At 72.9% G+C, this 15,019-nt stretch carries 11 protein-coding genes; 5 read left to right on the forward strand and 6 right to left on the reverse strand.

All coding sequences use genetic code 11. The features are described 5' to 3' along the window. Positions 1-107 precede the first annotated feature (107 nt). A complete protein-coding gene (locus AB0F61_RS11120) occupies positions 108-1,376 on the forward strand; it encodes a cytochrome P450 (RefSeq protein ID WP_357806970.1) in 1,269 nt (422 codons plus the stop codon). Here AB0F61_RS11120 and AB0F61_RS11125 read toward each other — a convergent pair. Beyond that, positions 1,348-2,367, reverse strand: coding sequence for a methyltransferase (locus AB0F61_RS11125; RefSeq protein ID WP_357806973.1), 1,020 nt, complete (start codon positions 2,365-2,367; stop codon positions 1,348-1,350). The genes AB0F61_RS11120 and AB0F61_RS11125 overlap by 29 nt on opposite strands. 101 nt (positions 2,368-2,468) lie before the next feature. Between AB0F61_RS11125 and AB0F61_RS11130 the strand changes: the two genes are divergently transcribed. Genes AB0F61_RS11130 through AB0F61_RS11145 form a run of 4 tightly spaced genes read left to right on the forward strand, consistent with a single transcriptional unit; the run spans position 2,469 to position 8,977 of the window. Continuing rightward, a complete protein-coding gene (locus AB0F61_RS11130) occupies positions 2,469-5,630 on the forward strand; it encodes an amino acid adenylation domain-containing protein (RefSeq protein ID WP_357806976.1) in 3,162 nt (1,053 codons plus the stop codon). Further along, positions 5,627-6,448, forward strand: a complete 822-nt coding sequence (locus AB0F61_RS11135) for an alpha/beta fold hydrolase (protein ID WP_357806979.1) — start codon at positions 5,627-5,629, stop codon at positions 6,446-6,448. The genes AB0F61_RS11130 and AB0F61_RS11135 overlap by 4 nt, the downstream gene beginning before the upstream one ends. 29 nt (positions 6,449-6,477) lie before the next feature. Beyond that, positions 6,478-7,677 (forward strand): MFS transporter, encoded by a 1,200-nt coding sequence (locus AB0F61_RS11140; RefSeq protein ID WP_357806982.1) that lies wholly within the window; start codon positions 6,478-6,480, stop codon positions 7,675-7,677. A gap of 55 nt (positions 7,678-7,732) precedes the next feature. Next, positions 7,733-8,977 carry a PP2C family protein-serine/threonine phosphatase gene (locus AB0F61_RS11145; protein WP_357806985.1) on the forward strand — a complete coding sequence of 415 codons (1,245 nt, stop codon included), beginning with the start codon at positions 7,733-7,735 and terminating at the stop codon, positions 8,975-8,977. On the opposite strand, the gene AB0F61_RS11150 is transcribed toward AB0F61_RS11145, so the two are convergent. The 5 genes from AB0F61_RS11150 to AB0F61_RS11170 all read right to left on the reverse strand — a co-directional run bounded on the left by AB0F61_RS11150 (position 8,924) and on the right by AB0F61_RS11170 (position 14,996). Further along, complete coding sequence (locus tag AB0F61_RS11150; RefSeq protein WP_357806988.1) at positions 8,924-9,337, reverse strand: STAS domain-containing protein; 414 nt, start codon at positions 9,335-9,337, stop codon at positions 8,924-8,926. The two genes, AB0F61_RS11145 and AB0F61_RS11150, sit on opposite strands and share 54 nt — an antisense overlap. A gap of 121 nt (positions 9,338-9,458) precedes the next feature. Beyond that, complete coding sequence (locus tag AB0F61_RS11155) at positions 9,459-10,610, reverse strand: alanine racemase (RefSeq protein ID WP_357806991.1); 1,152 nt, start codon at positions 10,608-10,610, stop codon at positions 9,459-9,461. Beyond that, positions 10,607-12,205, reverse strand: coding sequence for an IucA/IucC family protein (locus AB0F61_RS11160; protein ID WP_357806995.1), 1,599 nt, complete (start codon positions 12,203-12,205; stop codon positions 10,607-10,609). Before AB0F61_RS11160 ends, AB0F61_RS11155 begins: the two co-directional genes overlap by 4 nt. Continuing rightward, positions 12,202-13,827, reverse strand: coding sequence for an IucA/IucC family siderophore biosynthesis protein (locus tag AB0F61_RS11165; protein ID WP_357806998.1), 1,626 nt, complete (start codon positions 13,825-13,827; stop codon positions 12,202-12,204). Before AB0F61_RS11165 ends, AB0F61_RS11160 begins: the two co-directional genes overlap by 4 nt. Further along, complete coding sequence (locus AB0F61_RS11170; protein WP_357807000.1) at positions 13,824-14,996, reverse strand: siderophore biosynthesis protein; 1,173 nt, start codon at positions 14,994-14,996, stop codon at positions 13,824-13,826. The genes AB0F61_RS11165 and AB0F61_RS11170 overlap by 4 nt, the downstream gene beginning before the upstream one ends. Positions 14,997-15,019 lie beyond the last annotated feature (23 nt).

The raw sequence follows: 15,019 nt of genomic DNA on the forward strand, positions 1-15,019 counted from the left end.
TGCGAAATTGCCAGAGTTTCAAAAGAAGAGGAATGAGGAAAGACCGTTTCCGATGCTTTTCGGCATCGGTAATAATTGCGTGACCCAAATGCAGGAATTATCGGAGGATGGTTGTGACCGATCGCACTCCACTATTCGTCGCCGGCGGGTCGGACGTGGACCTGGCGGACCCACAGTTCTTCACCGGAGACCGTTTCCTGGACGTCGCCGGTGAGGCCCGCCGCCGGCATCCGGTCGCCTGGACCAACCCGGGCCGCGACGGTTTCTGGTCGGTCACCGCGTACCGCCCGGCCCGCGAGGTGTTGCGGCAACCGGAAACCTTCACCTCGACCCGGGGCATGCGCCTCGGTGGCGGTGGCGCCTCGGTGGCGGCCGCCAGCGGCCGGATGCTCGTCGTCTCCGACGGAGCCGACCACCAGCGGTTGCGTCCCGCGCACGCCCGATGGTTCTCCAGTCGAGGGCTCGCGGACCTGGCGTCGGGCCTCCGCGACACCGTCGAGCACCGACTGCGTGACCTGGTCGGGCGCGGCGGGCCGGTGGACGTGGTCGCGGAGCTGGCGCTTCCGGTGCCGTCCTGGGTGCTGTTCACCATGATGGGCGTGCCCCGGGAGGACTGGGACGAACTGGCTGGACTCACCGCGGCCGGGTTCGACGACGCCGACACCACACCGGCCGCGGCGGCGGAGCGGACGGCGGCCCATTCGGCGATCTTCGCCTACTTCTTCGACCTGTTGGAGCAGCGTCGCGCTGATCCGGGGGACGACATCATCTCCACCCTGGCGACCACCGACCACGGCGGCCGACCACTCACCGACGAAGAGATCGTGCTCAACTGCGACGGCCTGCTCAACGGTGGATTGGAGACGACCCCGCACGCGATCTCCGGTGCGATCCTGGCCTTCGCGCGTCACCCCGAGCAGTGGCGTCGGCTGCGCGCCGACCCCGGACTGCTGGACACCGCGATCGAGGAGATCCTGCGCTACACGTCCCCACCGGGGCACGCGATGCGCACCGCGACCAGGCCCACAGCCCTCGGTGCCGCGCACATCGCCGAGGGCGACCGCGTCGTCGTCTGGCTGCCCTCCTGCAACCGGGACGAGGACGTGTTTCCGGAGCCGGACAGGTTCCTCGTCGACCGACGACCCAACCAGCACCTGGGATTCGGCGGCGGGCCGCACTACTGCGTGGGCGCGGCCCTGGCCCGGCTGGAGCTGCGCTGCGTGCTGGAGAGCATGCTCGGCACCGTCGCGGAGATCCACGAGACGGTGCGGCCGGCCCGGCAGGCCTCCAACTTCCTGAACGGCCTGCGACGACTGGACGTGGTCCTCGACCCGGCGGTCACCACTGTCACGCCGGCCGGCGGGTCGCGTCGATGACGTGCATTCCGGGCGGTCCGGGCACCGTCTCCAGAAGCTGCCAGCCGCCGCGGTCCAGCAGCACCCGGTACTGCTCGGCGGTGCGCTCGCGGGCACCCTCGTACAGCAGCATCATCGCGATGTCGGCCCATGCCTGGGCGGCCGTGGCCGAGCCGTCCTCGGGCAGCACGTCCTCGAAGATGACCAGACGCGCGTCGGCCGGAGCGTTCGTCGCCGCGGCGGCCAGGATGCGCACCACCGCCTCGTCGTCCCAGTCGTGCAGCACCCGCGACAACACGTACACGTCGCCGGCCGGCGCCGGGCCGAAGAGATCCCCTGCCCGGACCTCACAGCGGTCCGCCAGGCCCCGCTCGGCGACGGCGGCACGGGACCGGTCGAGCACCTGCGGCTGGTCCACCAGCACCCCCCGAAGTTTCGGGGCGGTGTTCAGCACCGCTGCCAGCAGGGCGCCCGTACCGCCGCCCAGGTCCACCACCACCCCCTCGGTGGGCCAGTCGACGAGGTCGACGCAGGGCAGCGACAGCAGCCGCGCCTGTTCGGCCATGGCCTGGCTGAAGACGGCCTGCCGCTGCGGGCGGGCGGCGAGGAAGGACCAGAAGTCCTCGCCGAGCGCCACCGGCGCGGCCGCCCGCCCGGTACGCAGGGCGTCCGTCGTCCGGTGCGCCACATCTGACACGCCAAGGGTGGCGAAGGTCGCGGCCAGCGACAGCGGATGGTCGCCGCGCAGCAGCACCCCGCGTGGGGTCAGGGTCACCGCGTCGGTCCCGGGGTCGAAGTCGACCAGGTGGTGTCCGGCAAGCAACCGCAGCACCCGCCGCAACGCGTCGGCGTCGGCACCCACCGCCGCCGCGACCTCCGTCACCGGCCGAGGCTCCTCGCCGAGCTGGTCAGGTACGCCCAGCCGGGTGACCGCGCACAGGCAGTGGAAGACCAGCCCGCTCTGGTACACGTCGAACAAGGCCGCGATCTCCGCGATTGGTTCCCGCATCATTCCCCCGCCTCCCCGATCACGATGCCCCGATGCCGTGGGTCGGCCAGCACCCGGGCACCGCGCAATATCGACACCGCTAAACCTACCGATGGAGGACCGCCATGACGACGCCATCCAGTGAGGTACGGCTGCCGCTTTCCCACGCGCAGCGCCAGCTGTGGCTCATCGACCAGCTCAGCCCGGGTGAGTCCACCTACAACAGCCCGCTGATCTACCGGTTGCGTGGCGCGGTCGACGTCGGGGCGCTGCGTGCCGCGTTGACCGTGTTGCTGCGCCGGCACGACGGCCTGCGCACCCGGTTCGCCGTCAGCGACGGCGTGCCGTACCAGGTGCTCGGTCCGCCACCGGAGGACGTCGAGCTGGACGTCGTCGACCTGCCCGCCGTCGCGTCCGGGGACCGCGACGAGGCGATCACCGACGCGCTGCACGCGGAGGTCACCGCACCCTTCGACCTGCACGTCGGCCCGCTGTACCGGTTCCGGTTGATCCGGGTCGACGAGTCCGACCACATCCTGGTACTCGCGTTCCACCACGTGGTCACCGACGGGTGGTCGACCGGAATCGTCGAGCGGGACCTCTCCACTGTCTACCGGGCCCTCGTCGAGGGCGAGGCGCCGCACCTGCCGGTCCCCCGGTCCGACTTCGCCAGCTACCTGCGGGAGCAGGCGAAGCGGCTGACCGACGACGCCCTGGAGGAGGGACTCCAGCACTGGGAGGAGGCGCTGCGCGGGCTGCCCACCCTGGAGCTGCCCGCCGACCGCCCGCGACCGCCGGTGCCCAGCCAGCGGGGCGGCACCGTGGTACGCCACTTCGACGACGCGCTGCTGACCGCGCTGCGAACGGTGGCCGGTGAGGTCAACGCATCGCTGTTCATGGTGCTCAACACCGGCCTGACCGCGGTGCTGCACGCCCACTCCCGGCAGGAGGACATCCCGCTCGGCGTACCCATGCTCGGTCGTGCCGACCCCGACCTGGAGGACACCGTCGGCCTGTTCGTGAACATGGTGGTGCTGCGGCTCGACCTCAGCGGTGACCTCACCCTCGGCGGGCTGCTGGAGCGGGTCGTCGACGCCAGCTTCGGGCTGTACGGCCACGAGGACGTCCCGTTCGAGAAGGTCGTGGAGCGGGTGCGCCCGGTGCGCGACGGATCGCGTAACCCGCTCTTCCAGGTCGTCACCCAACTGCTCGGCGACGGCACCGCCGGAGACGGTCTCGACCTGCCCGGCATCGCCGCCGCGCGGCTCGTGCCCCCCTCCGGCCGCGCCCCGTTCGACCTCTCGCTCGACTTCACGCTGAGCGGCGACCACCTGTCGTTGCATGTCGACTACGCGACCGACCTGTTCGACCGCTGGCGCATCGAAGCCCTGGCCGACCAGATCGAGCGGGTCCTACGGGTCCTGCCCGACGAGTTGTCCACGCCGCTGTCCCGCCTGCCGTTGCTGTCAGAGGCGGAGCAGCAGGCGTTGCTCGAACTGGGCGACGGCGGTCCCGCAAGCGTCCCGCGGCAACCGCTGTACGCGGGCATCGCGGCAGTCGCCGCGGCCACCCCGGACGCCGTCGCGGCGATCTGTCGTGGTCGGCAACTGACCTACGGCGAGCTGTGGGCGCAGGCCGAGCGGCTGGCCCGGCGGCTGCACGCCCAGGGCGTGCGCCATCAGGACGTCGTGGCGCTGGTCCTGGACCGCGACCTCGACGTCCTGCCCGCCATGCTCGGGGTGCTGCGTGCCGGCGGTGCCATCGCCCCGCTCGACCCGGGCGATCCGGTGGACCGGATGTCGTACCTCATCAGCGACGCCGACGCCCGCGTCGTGGTCAGCCGCCGTGCGCTCGCCGACCGGTTGCCCGAACCCGACGGGTGGCACGTCCTGCTGCTCGACGAGCTGCCCGGTGCGGAGCCGGAGGGCACGGCGCTGCCGGACCAGGCCGGCCCCGACTCCCTGGCCTACCTGCTCTACACCTCGGGTTCCACCGGCCGCCCCAAGGGCGTCCAGGTCGAGCACGGCGCGATCGGGCTGTACGCCGAGCACTACCGGCAGTTGCTCGGCCTGGGTCCGGGCGAGCGGGTCCTGCAGTTCGCGGCGCTCACCTTCGACGTGTCCTGGGGGGAGATCTTCGCCAGCCTGCTCGCCGGGGCCACGCTGGTGCTCGTGGCACCCGAGGAGGGCGCGTCACCGACCGAGGTGGCGGCGCTGGTACGCCGCGAGGAGGTCACCTGCGCGGCGCTGACACCGACCATGCTGAGCCTGCTGGAGACCGACCCGTACCCGACGCTGACTCGGATCGTGAGCCTCGGCGAGGCCCTGTCGGCGGAGTTGGCGAACGCCTGGATCCGTCCCGGGCGCACCCTGTTCAACCTCTACGGCCCGACCGAGGTCGCCGTGGGTTGCACCGACCACGACTGCGGGTCGGACACCTGGCGAACACCGCCGCCGATCGGCCGGCCGCACCCGGGTCGCCGGCTGTACGTGGTGAACCAGGCCGATCGCCTCGTGCCGCGCGGCGCGCCCGGGGAACTGCTCATCGGTGGGGCGGGCCTGGCCCGTGGCTACCTCAACCAACCGGAACTCACCGCCGACCGGTTCCAGACCGACCCGCTTCGTCCCGACGGCCGGATCTACCGCAGTGGCGACCTCGTCCGGTGGAACGCCGACGGGGACCTGGAGTACCTCGGTCGGATCGACCAGCAGGTGAAGCTGCGCGGCATCCGCGTCGAACCCGGCGAGGTCGAGTCCGCCCTGCTGGCCCACCCCCGGATCCGGCTGGCCGTGGTGGCCGTACGCCCCGACCGCGACGGCGGTCAGCGCCTGGTCGGCTACCTCGTCCCCGAGGGGCGGGAACACCCCACCCCGAGCCAACTGCGGGAGTTCCTCGGTGCGACCCTGCCCCAGCCGATGATCCCCTCGGCGTGGGTGTTCTGCGACGAGCTGCCCATGACGTCCTCGGCGAAGGTGGACCGGGCCGCCCTGCCCGACCCGGACGCCGACGACCCCGTCGCGGGTACTGTCACTCCCCCGGCCACCGCCACCGAGGCGGCACTCGTCGGGATCTTCGCCGACGTGCTCGGCCGCGCCGACGTGGGGGCCGACGCGAACCTGTTCGAACTCGGCGGTTCGTCGTTGCAGGCGATGCGCGTCATCACCCGGATCACCCGCGAGTTCGGCGTCAAGCTCAACCTGCGGCAGCTCTACGGAACGTCCACCGTCCGGGCCATCGCCGAACGCATCGACGGTGGCGCGGCGAAGACGGGCGGGGGCCCGTCGTGACGGACAGCTTCGACCCGGTGCTGCCCCTGCGCGAGGGCGGATCCCGGGCACCGCTCTTCTGCGCACCACCGATCTCCGGGTCGCCGCACGGCTACCGGCCCCTGGTGCCGCTGTTGCATCCCGAGCAGCCCGTCTACGCCCTGGAGGCACCCGGTTTCGACAACGAGGAGAGCCCACTCGACTCCGTGCCGGCGCACTCGGAGCGCTATCTGGCCGCGCTGCACCGGCACCGCGGGGGTCGTCCGGTGGCGCTGCTGGGCTGGTCGATGGGGGCTGTCGTGGCGTACGACCTGGCTTGTCGCCTGATCGCTGCCGGGGCCGTCGTCCCGAGCCTGATCCTCGTCGACCCGCCGGCACCCGGCCCGCTCACCGTCCCCGCCCGGGGGACCGCGGCGCGTCTGCTGGTGCAGGATCTCGTCGCGCTCGGCGGCGGCCCGCGTGAGCCAGTCCGGGACGCCCTGGCGCAGATCCCCGAGGACGCGGACGTCGACGACGTCTTCGCGGCGGTGATCCGCAGCGGCGTTCTGCCACCGGAGTGTGACGCCGAGTTCCTGCACGCCCGGTACGGTCCCTTCGACGCCCACCTGCGCGCCCTCGGCTCCTACCGGCCGACCGGCAGCTATCCCGGCCCGGTGACGCTCATCCGGGCGACCGAGTCGTCGGCGGAAGCCGACCGGTGGCGCGCGATCGTCAACAGCCTCGACGACTGCACGATAAAGGGAGATCACTATACGATCTGGCATGGCCTGGCATTGGCGGCAATGGGTGCGCTGATCCAGCGGGGACTAGACGACGGTCAACAGGTGAACGGCACGTGAATCAGTCATTCGAGAGGAGCTCTCACCGTATGCGGTCCACGCTCTGGAGCCGGGTCACAGTCCTGGCGGCACTGGCCCTGTCGGCTTTCGTCTTCAACACCACGGAGAACCTGCCCATCGGTCTGCTGAGCCTCATCTCGGCGGATCTGGACGTGTCACTGCCGTCGGCGGGTTTCCTCGTCACCGGCTACGGCCTCACCGTCGCGTTGTTCTCCCTACCCTTGGCGTTCCTGACCCGGCGGATGCCGCGCCGGCACGTCCTCAGCGGACTGCTCGTCGTCCTGGTGGTCAGCACACTCGCCTCGGTGCTCGTCGAGTCGTACCCGATCCTGTTCGGGTCCCGCGTGGCGACGGCGATCGCGCAGGCGTTGTTCTGGGCGGTCCTCGGCCCCACGGCGGTCGGGCTGTTCTCCCCGGAGCGCCGTGGCCGCGTCATCGCGGTGATGTCGGTCTTCGGGTCGCTGGCCACGGTGCTCGGCGTTCCCGCCGGCACCTGGCTCGGCCAGCACAGCCGCTGGCAGGTGCCGTTCCTCGTGCTCAGCGCGCTGGCCCTGGTGGCGCTTGTCGTCGTCGCGACCCTGCTGCCGACGAGCCGGCCGGAGGAGAGCCACGGCGCCTTCGGATCCCACCCGGACGGACGGCGGTTCGGCATCGTCATCGCCACCACCGCCCTCTCCGTGACCGGCATGTTCGCCGGCTTCACCTACATCACGGACTTCCTCACCAACCTGTCCGGATTCAGTGCGAACAGCGTCGGGACCATGCTGTTCGTCTTCGGCGCGGCGGGCACCGCGGGTGTGGTGGCGGTGGGACCCCTGCTGGACCGGATGCCCAGGGGATCACTGCTCCTGACGGTCGGGGTGCAGGCGGTCGCCCTGCTCAGCCTCGGCGTCCTCGCCGAAAACCAGGTAGCGGTCGTGATCCTGCTGGCCGTGCTGGGCTGCTCCGCGGCACCGGTCTTCATGGCCACGCAGGCACGGATCCTCCGGGTGGCACCCGGGCGCACCGAGATCGGGTTCGCGGCCAACTCGGCCGCGTTCAACATCGGCGTGGCGCTCGGCGCGCTCATGGGTGGCCTGCTGCTCGGGCCGTTCGACGCACGGGCCGGGTTCCTGCTGGGTGGTGCGCTGACCGCCGCGTCGTTGCTGATCCTGCTCGCCGAACCGCTGCTGCCGTCCGACGAGCGGCAGCCGGACGAGAAGGTGGCCGCCACGGTGGGGGCCGACTGAGCCGCGCCGCTGGCACAACATGCCGGCGCATCCGCTGGTTGCCTATGCTCGACGGGTGGAGGACAACGATCAGGCCGTGCTGGCCGGGATGCTCCAGTCGGCCGAGGAGGCCGCGCCGGTCGAGGCGGTCGAGGCGGTCACCGGCACCATCGCGACGGCGTTGGACGCGCTCGGCGTCTCGCTGCTCATCGCCGACCTCAGCGGCCGGGCACTGGTCCGGCTGACCGACCAGGCGATCGCCGGCCGCCCCAGTCGGCGTCAGGGCACCGAGACCGCCGAGGTGTTCCCCTTCGACGGCGGGCCCTACGAGCAGGCACTGCGCCAGCAGACCACCCTGGTGCTTCCCCGGGGCGGCCGCTGGACGGTGCTCGCGCCCGTGACCGAGCGCGGCGAGGCCATCGGCCTGCTGGAGATCGACCTGCCCGACGAGCCGGACACCGCCGCGGTCGCGGAGATCGCCCGCACCGCGCACGCGCTGGCGTTCGTGGTCATCGCCAACCGCCGGCACACGGACCTATTCGAATGGGGACAACGCAGCACCCCGTTCACGCTCTCCGCCGAGATCCAACGCCGCCTGCTGCCCGCCTCGTTCACCTGCGAGGCCGACTCATTCGCGCTCTCCGGCTGGCTGGAGCCCGCCGCCAGCGTCGGCGGGGACACCTTCGACTACAGCGTGGCCCGCGACGCGCTGCACGTCAGCGTCACCGACGCGATGGGCCACGGCGTGGCAAGCGCGCTGACCGCCACCCTCGGCGTGGGGAGCCTGCGCAACACCCGTCGCCGCGGTGACAGCCTGATCGGACAGGCCGAGGGAGCCAACCGGGCCGTCGCCGAGCACGCGAACGTACGCGGCGCCTACGTGACCGCCGTGCTGGGCCGCATCGACCTGGACACCGGGCGGTGCGAGTTGCTCAACGCCGGGCACGTTCCGCCGATGCTGGTCCGCGACGGCCGGGCCGCACCGCTGGAACTGCCCGCCAACTTCCCGCTCGGCATGTTTCCCGACGAGGGCTACCGCAGCGGTGCGGTGACCCTGCTGCCCGGCGACCGGCTGGTCATCGTCACCGACGGGATGCGCGAACGCAACGCCGCCGACCTGGACCTGCCCGCCGCCCTGCTCGACATCTCCCACCTGCACCCACGCGAGGCGGTCCGGGCCCTGTCCGACGCGGTGCTGGCGATCGCCGGGCCGGTCCTGGCCGACGACGCCACCCTGCTCATCATCGACTGGTACGGGGGCCAGGGATCACGGTCGAGCACCGCCGGCGCGGACACCGCCCGCGCCAGCACCTTCCCCTAGCGTGGGTGGTGACGACACCACCCGTGCCGCCTTCTCGGCGTCGTCCACCGTGTCGAAGACGTCGATGACCCGGTCCACCGAGGTGATCGACAACACCGTGCGCACCGAGCGACCGACCCCGGCCAGGGCGAGCGAACCGCCCCGCTCCCGCAGGTCCTTGTAGGCGACCACGAGCGCGCCCAGGCCGCTGGAGTCCATGAAACCGACGCCGGTCAGGTCGACCACCACCGCCTGGACGCCACTTTCCACCAGCAGGCGCAGTCGGTCCCTCAGCTCGGGCGTGGTGCTCATGTCCAGGTCGCCGGCGACCTCCACCACCGTGCCGATCCGCCCCTGCCGCGTCGACAGCCTGAAGTCCACATAACCCCCTTGATACGGCCGTCACCGACACCTCGGCGACGCGTCGCGCCACACCCACCGTGCCAGAAGCGGGCCGTGACCGCTCGTCGAGTCATGCCCCCGTCGGCGGACGCCACGGACTTCACAGCACGACCGCGTCGGGTCGGGCAGCCCATTCGGCGGCCACCCGGAGCGGGTCACCGGTGCGGAAGAGCGGCGGTTCGTGCAGCAGGAAGTCGCGGTGGCTGATGTTCCAGGCGTACGCGCCGGCCATGGCGAAGGCCAGCACGTCACCCACGCCGACCGGCCCGGCGGTGGCCGAGGAGGACAGCACGTCCTTCGGGGTGCAGAGCTGCCCGACCACGGTGACCGGCCCACCGTCGGTGCGGGGGCCGTCGACGCCGCTCCGCCGGTGCACGGTGAACGGCTGCGGGTGTCCCTTCGCCGCCGGTGTGCGCAGGTGGTGCGTGCCGCCGGCCACCACCACGAACCACTCGCCGTAGGAGCGCTTCACGTCGATCACCTCGGTGAGGTACGCCCCGCAGTAGGCGGTGACCGACCGGCCCGGCTCGATACGCAGCCGCACCCCCGGGTACGCGTCGAGGACGTCGGCGAGTGCCCGGCCGTAGCCGACCCAGTCGAATCGCGCGGCCGGATCGGCGTAGTCGACGGCCATGCCCCCGCCGACGTCGACCTCGACGGCACCGACCTCGGCTGTCGCCCAACGGACCACCGTGGCGGCGACCGTGGCGGCGAGCGGGGCGTCCAGCCCGCTGGCGAGATGAGCGTGGACTCCGCGCACGTCGATGCCGGCGGGCGGGTTGCGGGCGCACCGCACCGCGTCGGCCGGGTCCATGCCGAACGGGCTGGGCCCACCACCCATGAGCAGGCTCGCGCCGGGCGCGTCGACAGGCAGGTTAACCCGCAGCAGCACCTGGGCGGACCGGCCGGAGGCGGCGGCCAGCGCGCCGAGTCGCCGAAGCTCGGCGGGCGATTCGACGTGGATGCGGCGCACCCCGGCGGCCAGGGCGGCGGCGAGGTCCGCGTCGGTCTTACCCGGACCGGCGTACGCGGCCGGGGCGCTGCCCGGCAGCACCTCGGCCAGTCTCCGCAGCTCGCCCCGGCTCGCGGCCTCGAATCCGTCGACGACCGGGGCGAGGGTCCGCAGGACGCCGGGGTCCGGGTTGGCCTTGACCGCGTAGAGCAGCTCGACCGGCCGGGGCAGGGCCGCCCGGACGGCTCCGGCGTGTGCGGCAAGCGCGTCGAGGTCGTGGACGTAGACCGGTCGGGTCACCGTGGCCGGCCCATCGGGTTGGGCACCGGCACGAACGGCGCGGCCCGGTCCGCGTCGCGCCGCCACCGGACCAGGAGGTTGGCCTTGGCCACGAGCGGCTCGCCGTCGAGCAGCGCGCGCAGCTCGGGCGGATCGTCGAGGTCCACGGCGACCGCCTCGACGACGGCCCGCAGCTCCTGCCACAGCCGCCGTTCGATGCCCGGCCGCGCGTCGGAGAGGGCCCCGCAGATACCACCGAGGTGGTTGACGAACAGGCAGTAGACGATCCGGCGGCGGGCGTCCCGGGGGGCGTAGCGGGTCTGCGCCGGGACGCCGTCCGGCCAGGTGGCCCACCGGTCGGCGGCGAGCTTCACCCCCTCCAGGTCACGCAGCAGCATGCGTACCGGGCGGCGGTCGCGGTCGAGCACGACGACCACGTTCTGCAGGTGCGGCTCGTGCACCACGCCGTGGCCGAGCCAGCAGCGCAGCACCGCCGGCACCAGCAGCTCGACGTACGCCCGCCACCAGGCCACCGGGTCCGGTGTCACCAGCGGCTCGGCGGCCAGCGCCGCCGCCAGGATCGGGGTGTCCCCGGGCCGCAGGTGCGGGCGCAGGCCGGTACGCAGGATCGTCCCGTACGCCTCGTCCGGGCCGGGAACGTCGACAGTGCGGTAGGCGGGCTCGGCGAGCAGCCCGACCCCGTCCGGCAGCGGCACCCGGGCCAGCAGGTCGGTCAGGGCGACCGCGCCGACCAGTTCGTACCTGGCGTTCTTGCGCAGGCAGTTGGTGATCCGCACGTGCAGGCTGGTCTTGACGAACAGGTCGGCCGCCGGGGCGTAGAGGGTGCGGACGCTCGCCGTCGGCCGCACCGGTACGCCGGCCTCCCCCAGGTCACGCAGCCGTGGGTGGGTGGGCGGGAGCAGTGCGAGCTGCCAGGGGTGCACCGGCAGGACGCGGTGCCCGCGCGGCGGCCGGGGCGGGTCGAGGGCCGCCACGAGCGGGTCGAACGGCCCGGCGCCGGCGACCAGGTCTTCCGGTACGGCGAGCCAGCGCAGCCGGAACGAGGTGCGCAGCTCCGGCGCGTACGCCCGCCAGCGCTCCGGGTCGCCGCTGCGCCACTTCGGGGTGGGGTGGTGCGGGTGACCGAAGACAAGTGACTGCTCCGAGTCGACGTACGCGTCGATGGCGGGCTCACCGGTGGGGGCGGGATCCTCGGTCGGTCGTTCGGCGAGCAGCCGGGCCACTGTGTCCCGGCTGGCCCGGACCTGCTCGACGAACTCGTCGTTCGCCAGTCCGGTACGGGTGGTGAGTTCCGCCGCGACCAGAGCGGCGAGCCCGTCGGCGTCCAGGTCGTCCCAGCGCCCGGTGTCGGTCATCCGCTGCACCGGGCCGGCGTAGCGGTGCGCGCCGAGCGGTGCGGCCCGCGCGACGGCGCAGCGCAGCGTGACGTGCAGGTGCCGCAGCAGCACCTGGGCGGCGCCGTCGACCACGACCGGGGCGGCGTCCGGCGGGGCGAGTTCGCGGATCAGGCAACCGAAGACGGCGTGGGCGGCGGCCAGGTCGGCGAGCTGACCGGTGGCGGTGGCCGGCCGGGAGCGCAACCGCGCGCTCGTCATCGTGTCTCCCGCAGGTAGTTCGGGCCGGTACGCCGGTAGTACTTGTTGATGTCGGTGCAGCCCAGCCGCTGCTTGGGCAGCAGGGTGCCGGCGGTGAGCATCGCCTTGATGGGCAACTGGGCGGCGCGCAGGACCTGTTCGGTCAGGATCCGCGCCGCCCGCCCGTCGCCCCACCGGTCCCGGGCGGCGGCGAGCCGGGGCGTCAGCGCCTCGGCGGGGGACGGCACGGGCAGCCCTTGGGCGGCCAGGGCGATCAGCGGCGCGGCGGCGGCCAGGTGCAGGGTGATGGTGATGAACACGTCGGCCAGCTCCCGCGGATCGCGCGCCCACATCCGGTCGTCGTGCAGGGCGAGCCCGCTCGGGCCACCGTACCGCGTGTCGAGTCGAGCGCCGTCGTTGTCCTTGTAGAGCAGGCCGACCGTGCCGTCGGGACGCACCAGCAGGTGGATGTTCTGCGGATGTGCCTCGAGGGCGATGCCGTGGCGTAGCCACAGGAAGACGTGCCAGTCGAGCAGGAGGTCCAAATAGGAATCCAACAGCGCTTCGGGCCGTTGAGGGCTGATCCGTTCCAGGACGGTGCCCGCGACCGGGTCGGTGGCGGCGAGGGCCGCTACCGGCACCACCTGGACCCCGGCCAGGTCGCGCGGAAACCGGCGCAGCAGGAAGCTGCGCCGCTCGTCGCCGTCGACGTGCGCCCAGGTGCTCTCGTCGGCGTGCCGGATCCGGCCGGCGAAGGTGGGTTCGGCGGTGGCGATCCGGTCGAGCAGCGCGGCGACCGTCGCGCCGTCGGCGAGCGAGCCCGGGTGCAGGGTGCGCCGGTTGCGGGCGCCGAGGCTCGCGGTTGGTAGCGGCAGCTTGAGGTGCAGGTACGGGTCGTGGTCGAGCGCCACCGTCCGCATGGAGAGGGTGGGCCGCACGGAGATCACCGGCCGGTCGGTCACCGGTAGCGCGTCGCGGGCGGCGGCGATCGGATGCACCGGCAGCAGCAGGTGATCCGGTAGCGGTGAGCGCGGCCACCAGGAGGGCAGCTCACCGGTGAGCCGGACGTCCTGGGCGGGTGCAGCGTGCCAGCGCAGCGTGAGACGCGGGGCGTGCTCCGGGGCGTACCGGAGCAGTTCGTCGTCGGTGAGACCGTGCCGGCACCGGTCGGTGGGGTAGACGGGGTGGCCGTGGTGGGCGGCGAGCACGTCGTCCAGGAGTGCCGCCGGCAGACCGGTCGGGGTGTTCGCGCGGGCGGCGGCCACCTCGGCGAGGACCCGCGGTCGGTGCCGGGCCGCGAGCCGCCGGGCCCGGAGATCGGCGCGGCACTCGGCGCCGAAGTCCCGCCAGCCGGCCGCCGCCTCGGCGTCGTCCCGTGGGGCCAGCAGCGTCAACAGCCCGGCCAGGGTGTCCGTCCGGTGGGTGGCGCCGCCGGCCAGCACCAGCACGGTCGGCGCGGCGCTGCGCAGGGCCTGCTGGAAGCCGTCCACCCGCACCGGGATGCGTAGCAGGCCGGCGGGGTGCGGCACCTGCCACCAGTCCGGCCCGTCCGGGCGGCCGGTGCTGAGCAGACCGAGGTGATCCTCGCGCAGCAGCGCGTCGAGCACCCGGGTGAACACCTCCCGCTCGCAGTCGTCGCTCACTCGACGATGGTCCAGGTGAGGTCACCGCGGAAGGCGGCAAGCGACGTCCGGACGCTGTCCTGGTCCGGGCCGATCGCGTGCAGCACGGCCAGGTAGTCGCGGTTGGTGCCGGTGTGCTCGGCGAAGCGGCCCACCGCGCGCAGCGGACGGCAGCCCAGCCGGACCTCCCCGTGCCCGGTGTCCAGCGGGCCGGGTGCGGTGGTGAGCCGGCCCGACCGGTCCGCGCAGACGTACTCGACCTGGGCGTACCTGTCGACGGTGGTGGGCAGGCCGAGCGCGGCCAGCGGCTCGCCGAGGTGCAGCCGGAGGACGTGTTCGAACAGGGGCACGCCGAGCAGTTCGGCGAGGATCAGGTCCATCCGGTCGCCGATGAGGCGGTAGTTCACCTCGATGAGCCGGACCCGGCCGTCGTCGGAGACCACGTACTCGGTGTGGCAGGCGCCGAAGCCGACCCCGAGCGCGTCGAGGCACGCCCGCAGGTGGGTGCTGGCCGGCTCGGTCGGGGGCGACCAGGCGAGGCTCTCCTCGGTGAAGGTCGGTGGCGGCCCGAGGCCGGTGCGCCACCCGCCGAGGGAGGCGAGATCCGTGCCGTCGCCGAGGGTTTCGAAGGTCCGCAGCTCCCCGGCGAGGTACTCCTCCACCACCAGGGCCACCTCCGGCCGCCGACCCCGGATCTCGGCGACCCGGGCGGCCAGCTCGGTCCGGTCGACCACCAGGTACGCGTCCTCGCTGGCCACCCCCGCACGGGGTTTGACCACCGCCGGGAACATCCCGTCCGGCACCTCCGGCGCGGCCCCGGGGTCGACGGTGACGGTGCGTACCAGGTCGAGGCCGGCAGCCGCGACCGCCCGCCGGGTCGCGGCCTTGTCCTTGCAGAGACGGGCGGCGTCCGGGTCCTTACCGGGCAGGCCGAGCTTTCGGGCGGCGATCGCGGTGGCCTCCTGGAGGTGGTCGCTGTTGGACAGTAGCGCCACCGGCCGGTTCGGTGCCGTCGCCGCGACCACAGCGGCCGCGTCCCGGACCGCGCAGTGCGTCACCGGGACGTCCGCCGGCCATTCCGTGGGCCGGTCGGTCAGCACGGTGGCCGACAGCCCCAGCGACGCCGCCGCCGGGAGGAACCCTTCCAGGACGGCGTCGGTGGGGTTGAGCGCGGTCAGGTAGATCTTCATGCCGCCTCCGTCGACTACCCTGC

Source organism: Micromonospora sp. NPDC023888 (assembly GCF_040639415.1).
GTDB lineage: Bacteria > Actinomycetota > Actinomycetes > Mycobacteriales > Micromonosporaceae > Micromonospora.

Coding starts and splice junctions, on each gene's coding strand:
- AB0F61_RS11120 (WP_357806970.1), top strand. CDS start 108: ATGGTTGTGACCGATCGCACTCCACTATTCGTCGCCGGCGGGTCGGAC.
- AB0F61_RS11125 (WP_357806973.1), bottom strand. CDS start 2,367: ATGATGCGGGAACCAATCGCGGAGATCGCGGCCTTGTTCGACGTGTAC.
- AB0F61_RS11130 (WP_357806976.1), top strand. CDS start 2,469: ATGACGACGCCATCCAGTGAGGTACGGCTGCCGCTTTCCCACGCGCAG.
- AB0F61_RS11140 (WP_357806982.1), top strand. CDS start 6,478: ATGCGGTCCACGCTCTGGAGCCGGGTCACAGTCCTGGCGGCACTGGCC.
- AB0F61_RS11160 (WP_357806995.1), bottom strand. CDS start 12,205: ATGACGAGCGCGCGGTTGCGCTCCCGGCCGGCCACCGCCACCGGTCAG.
- AB0F61_RS11170 (WP_357807000.1), bottom strand. CDS start 14,996: ATGAAGATCTACCTGACCGCGCTCAACCCCACCGACGCCGTCCTGGAA.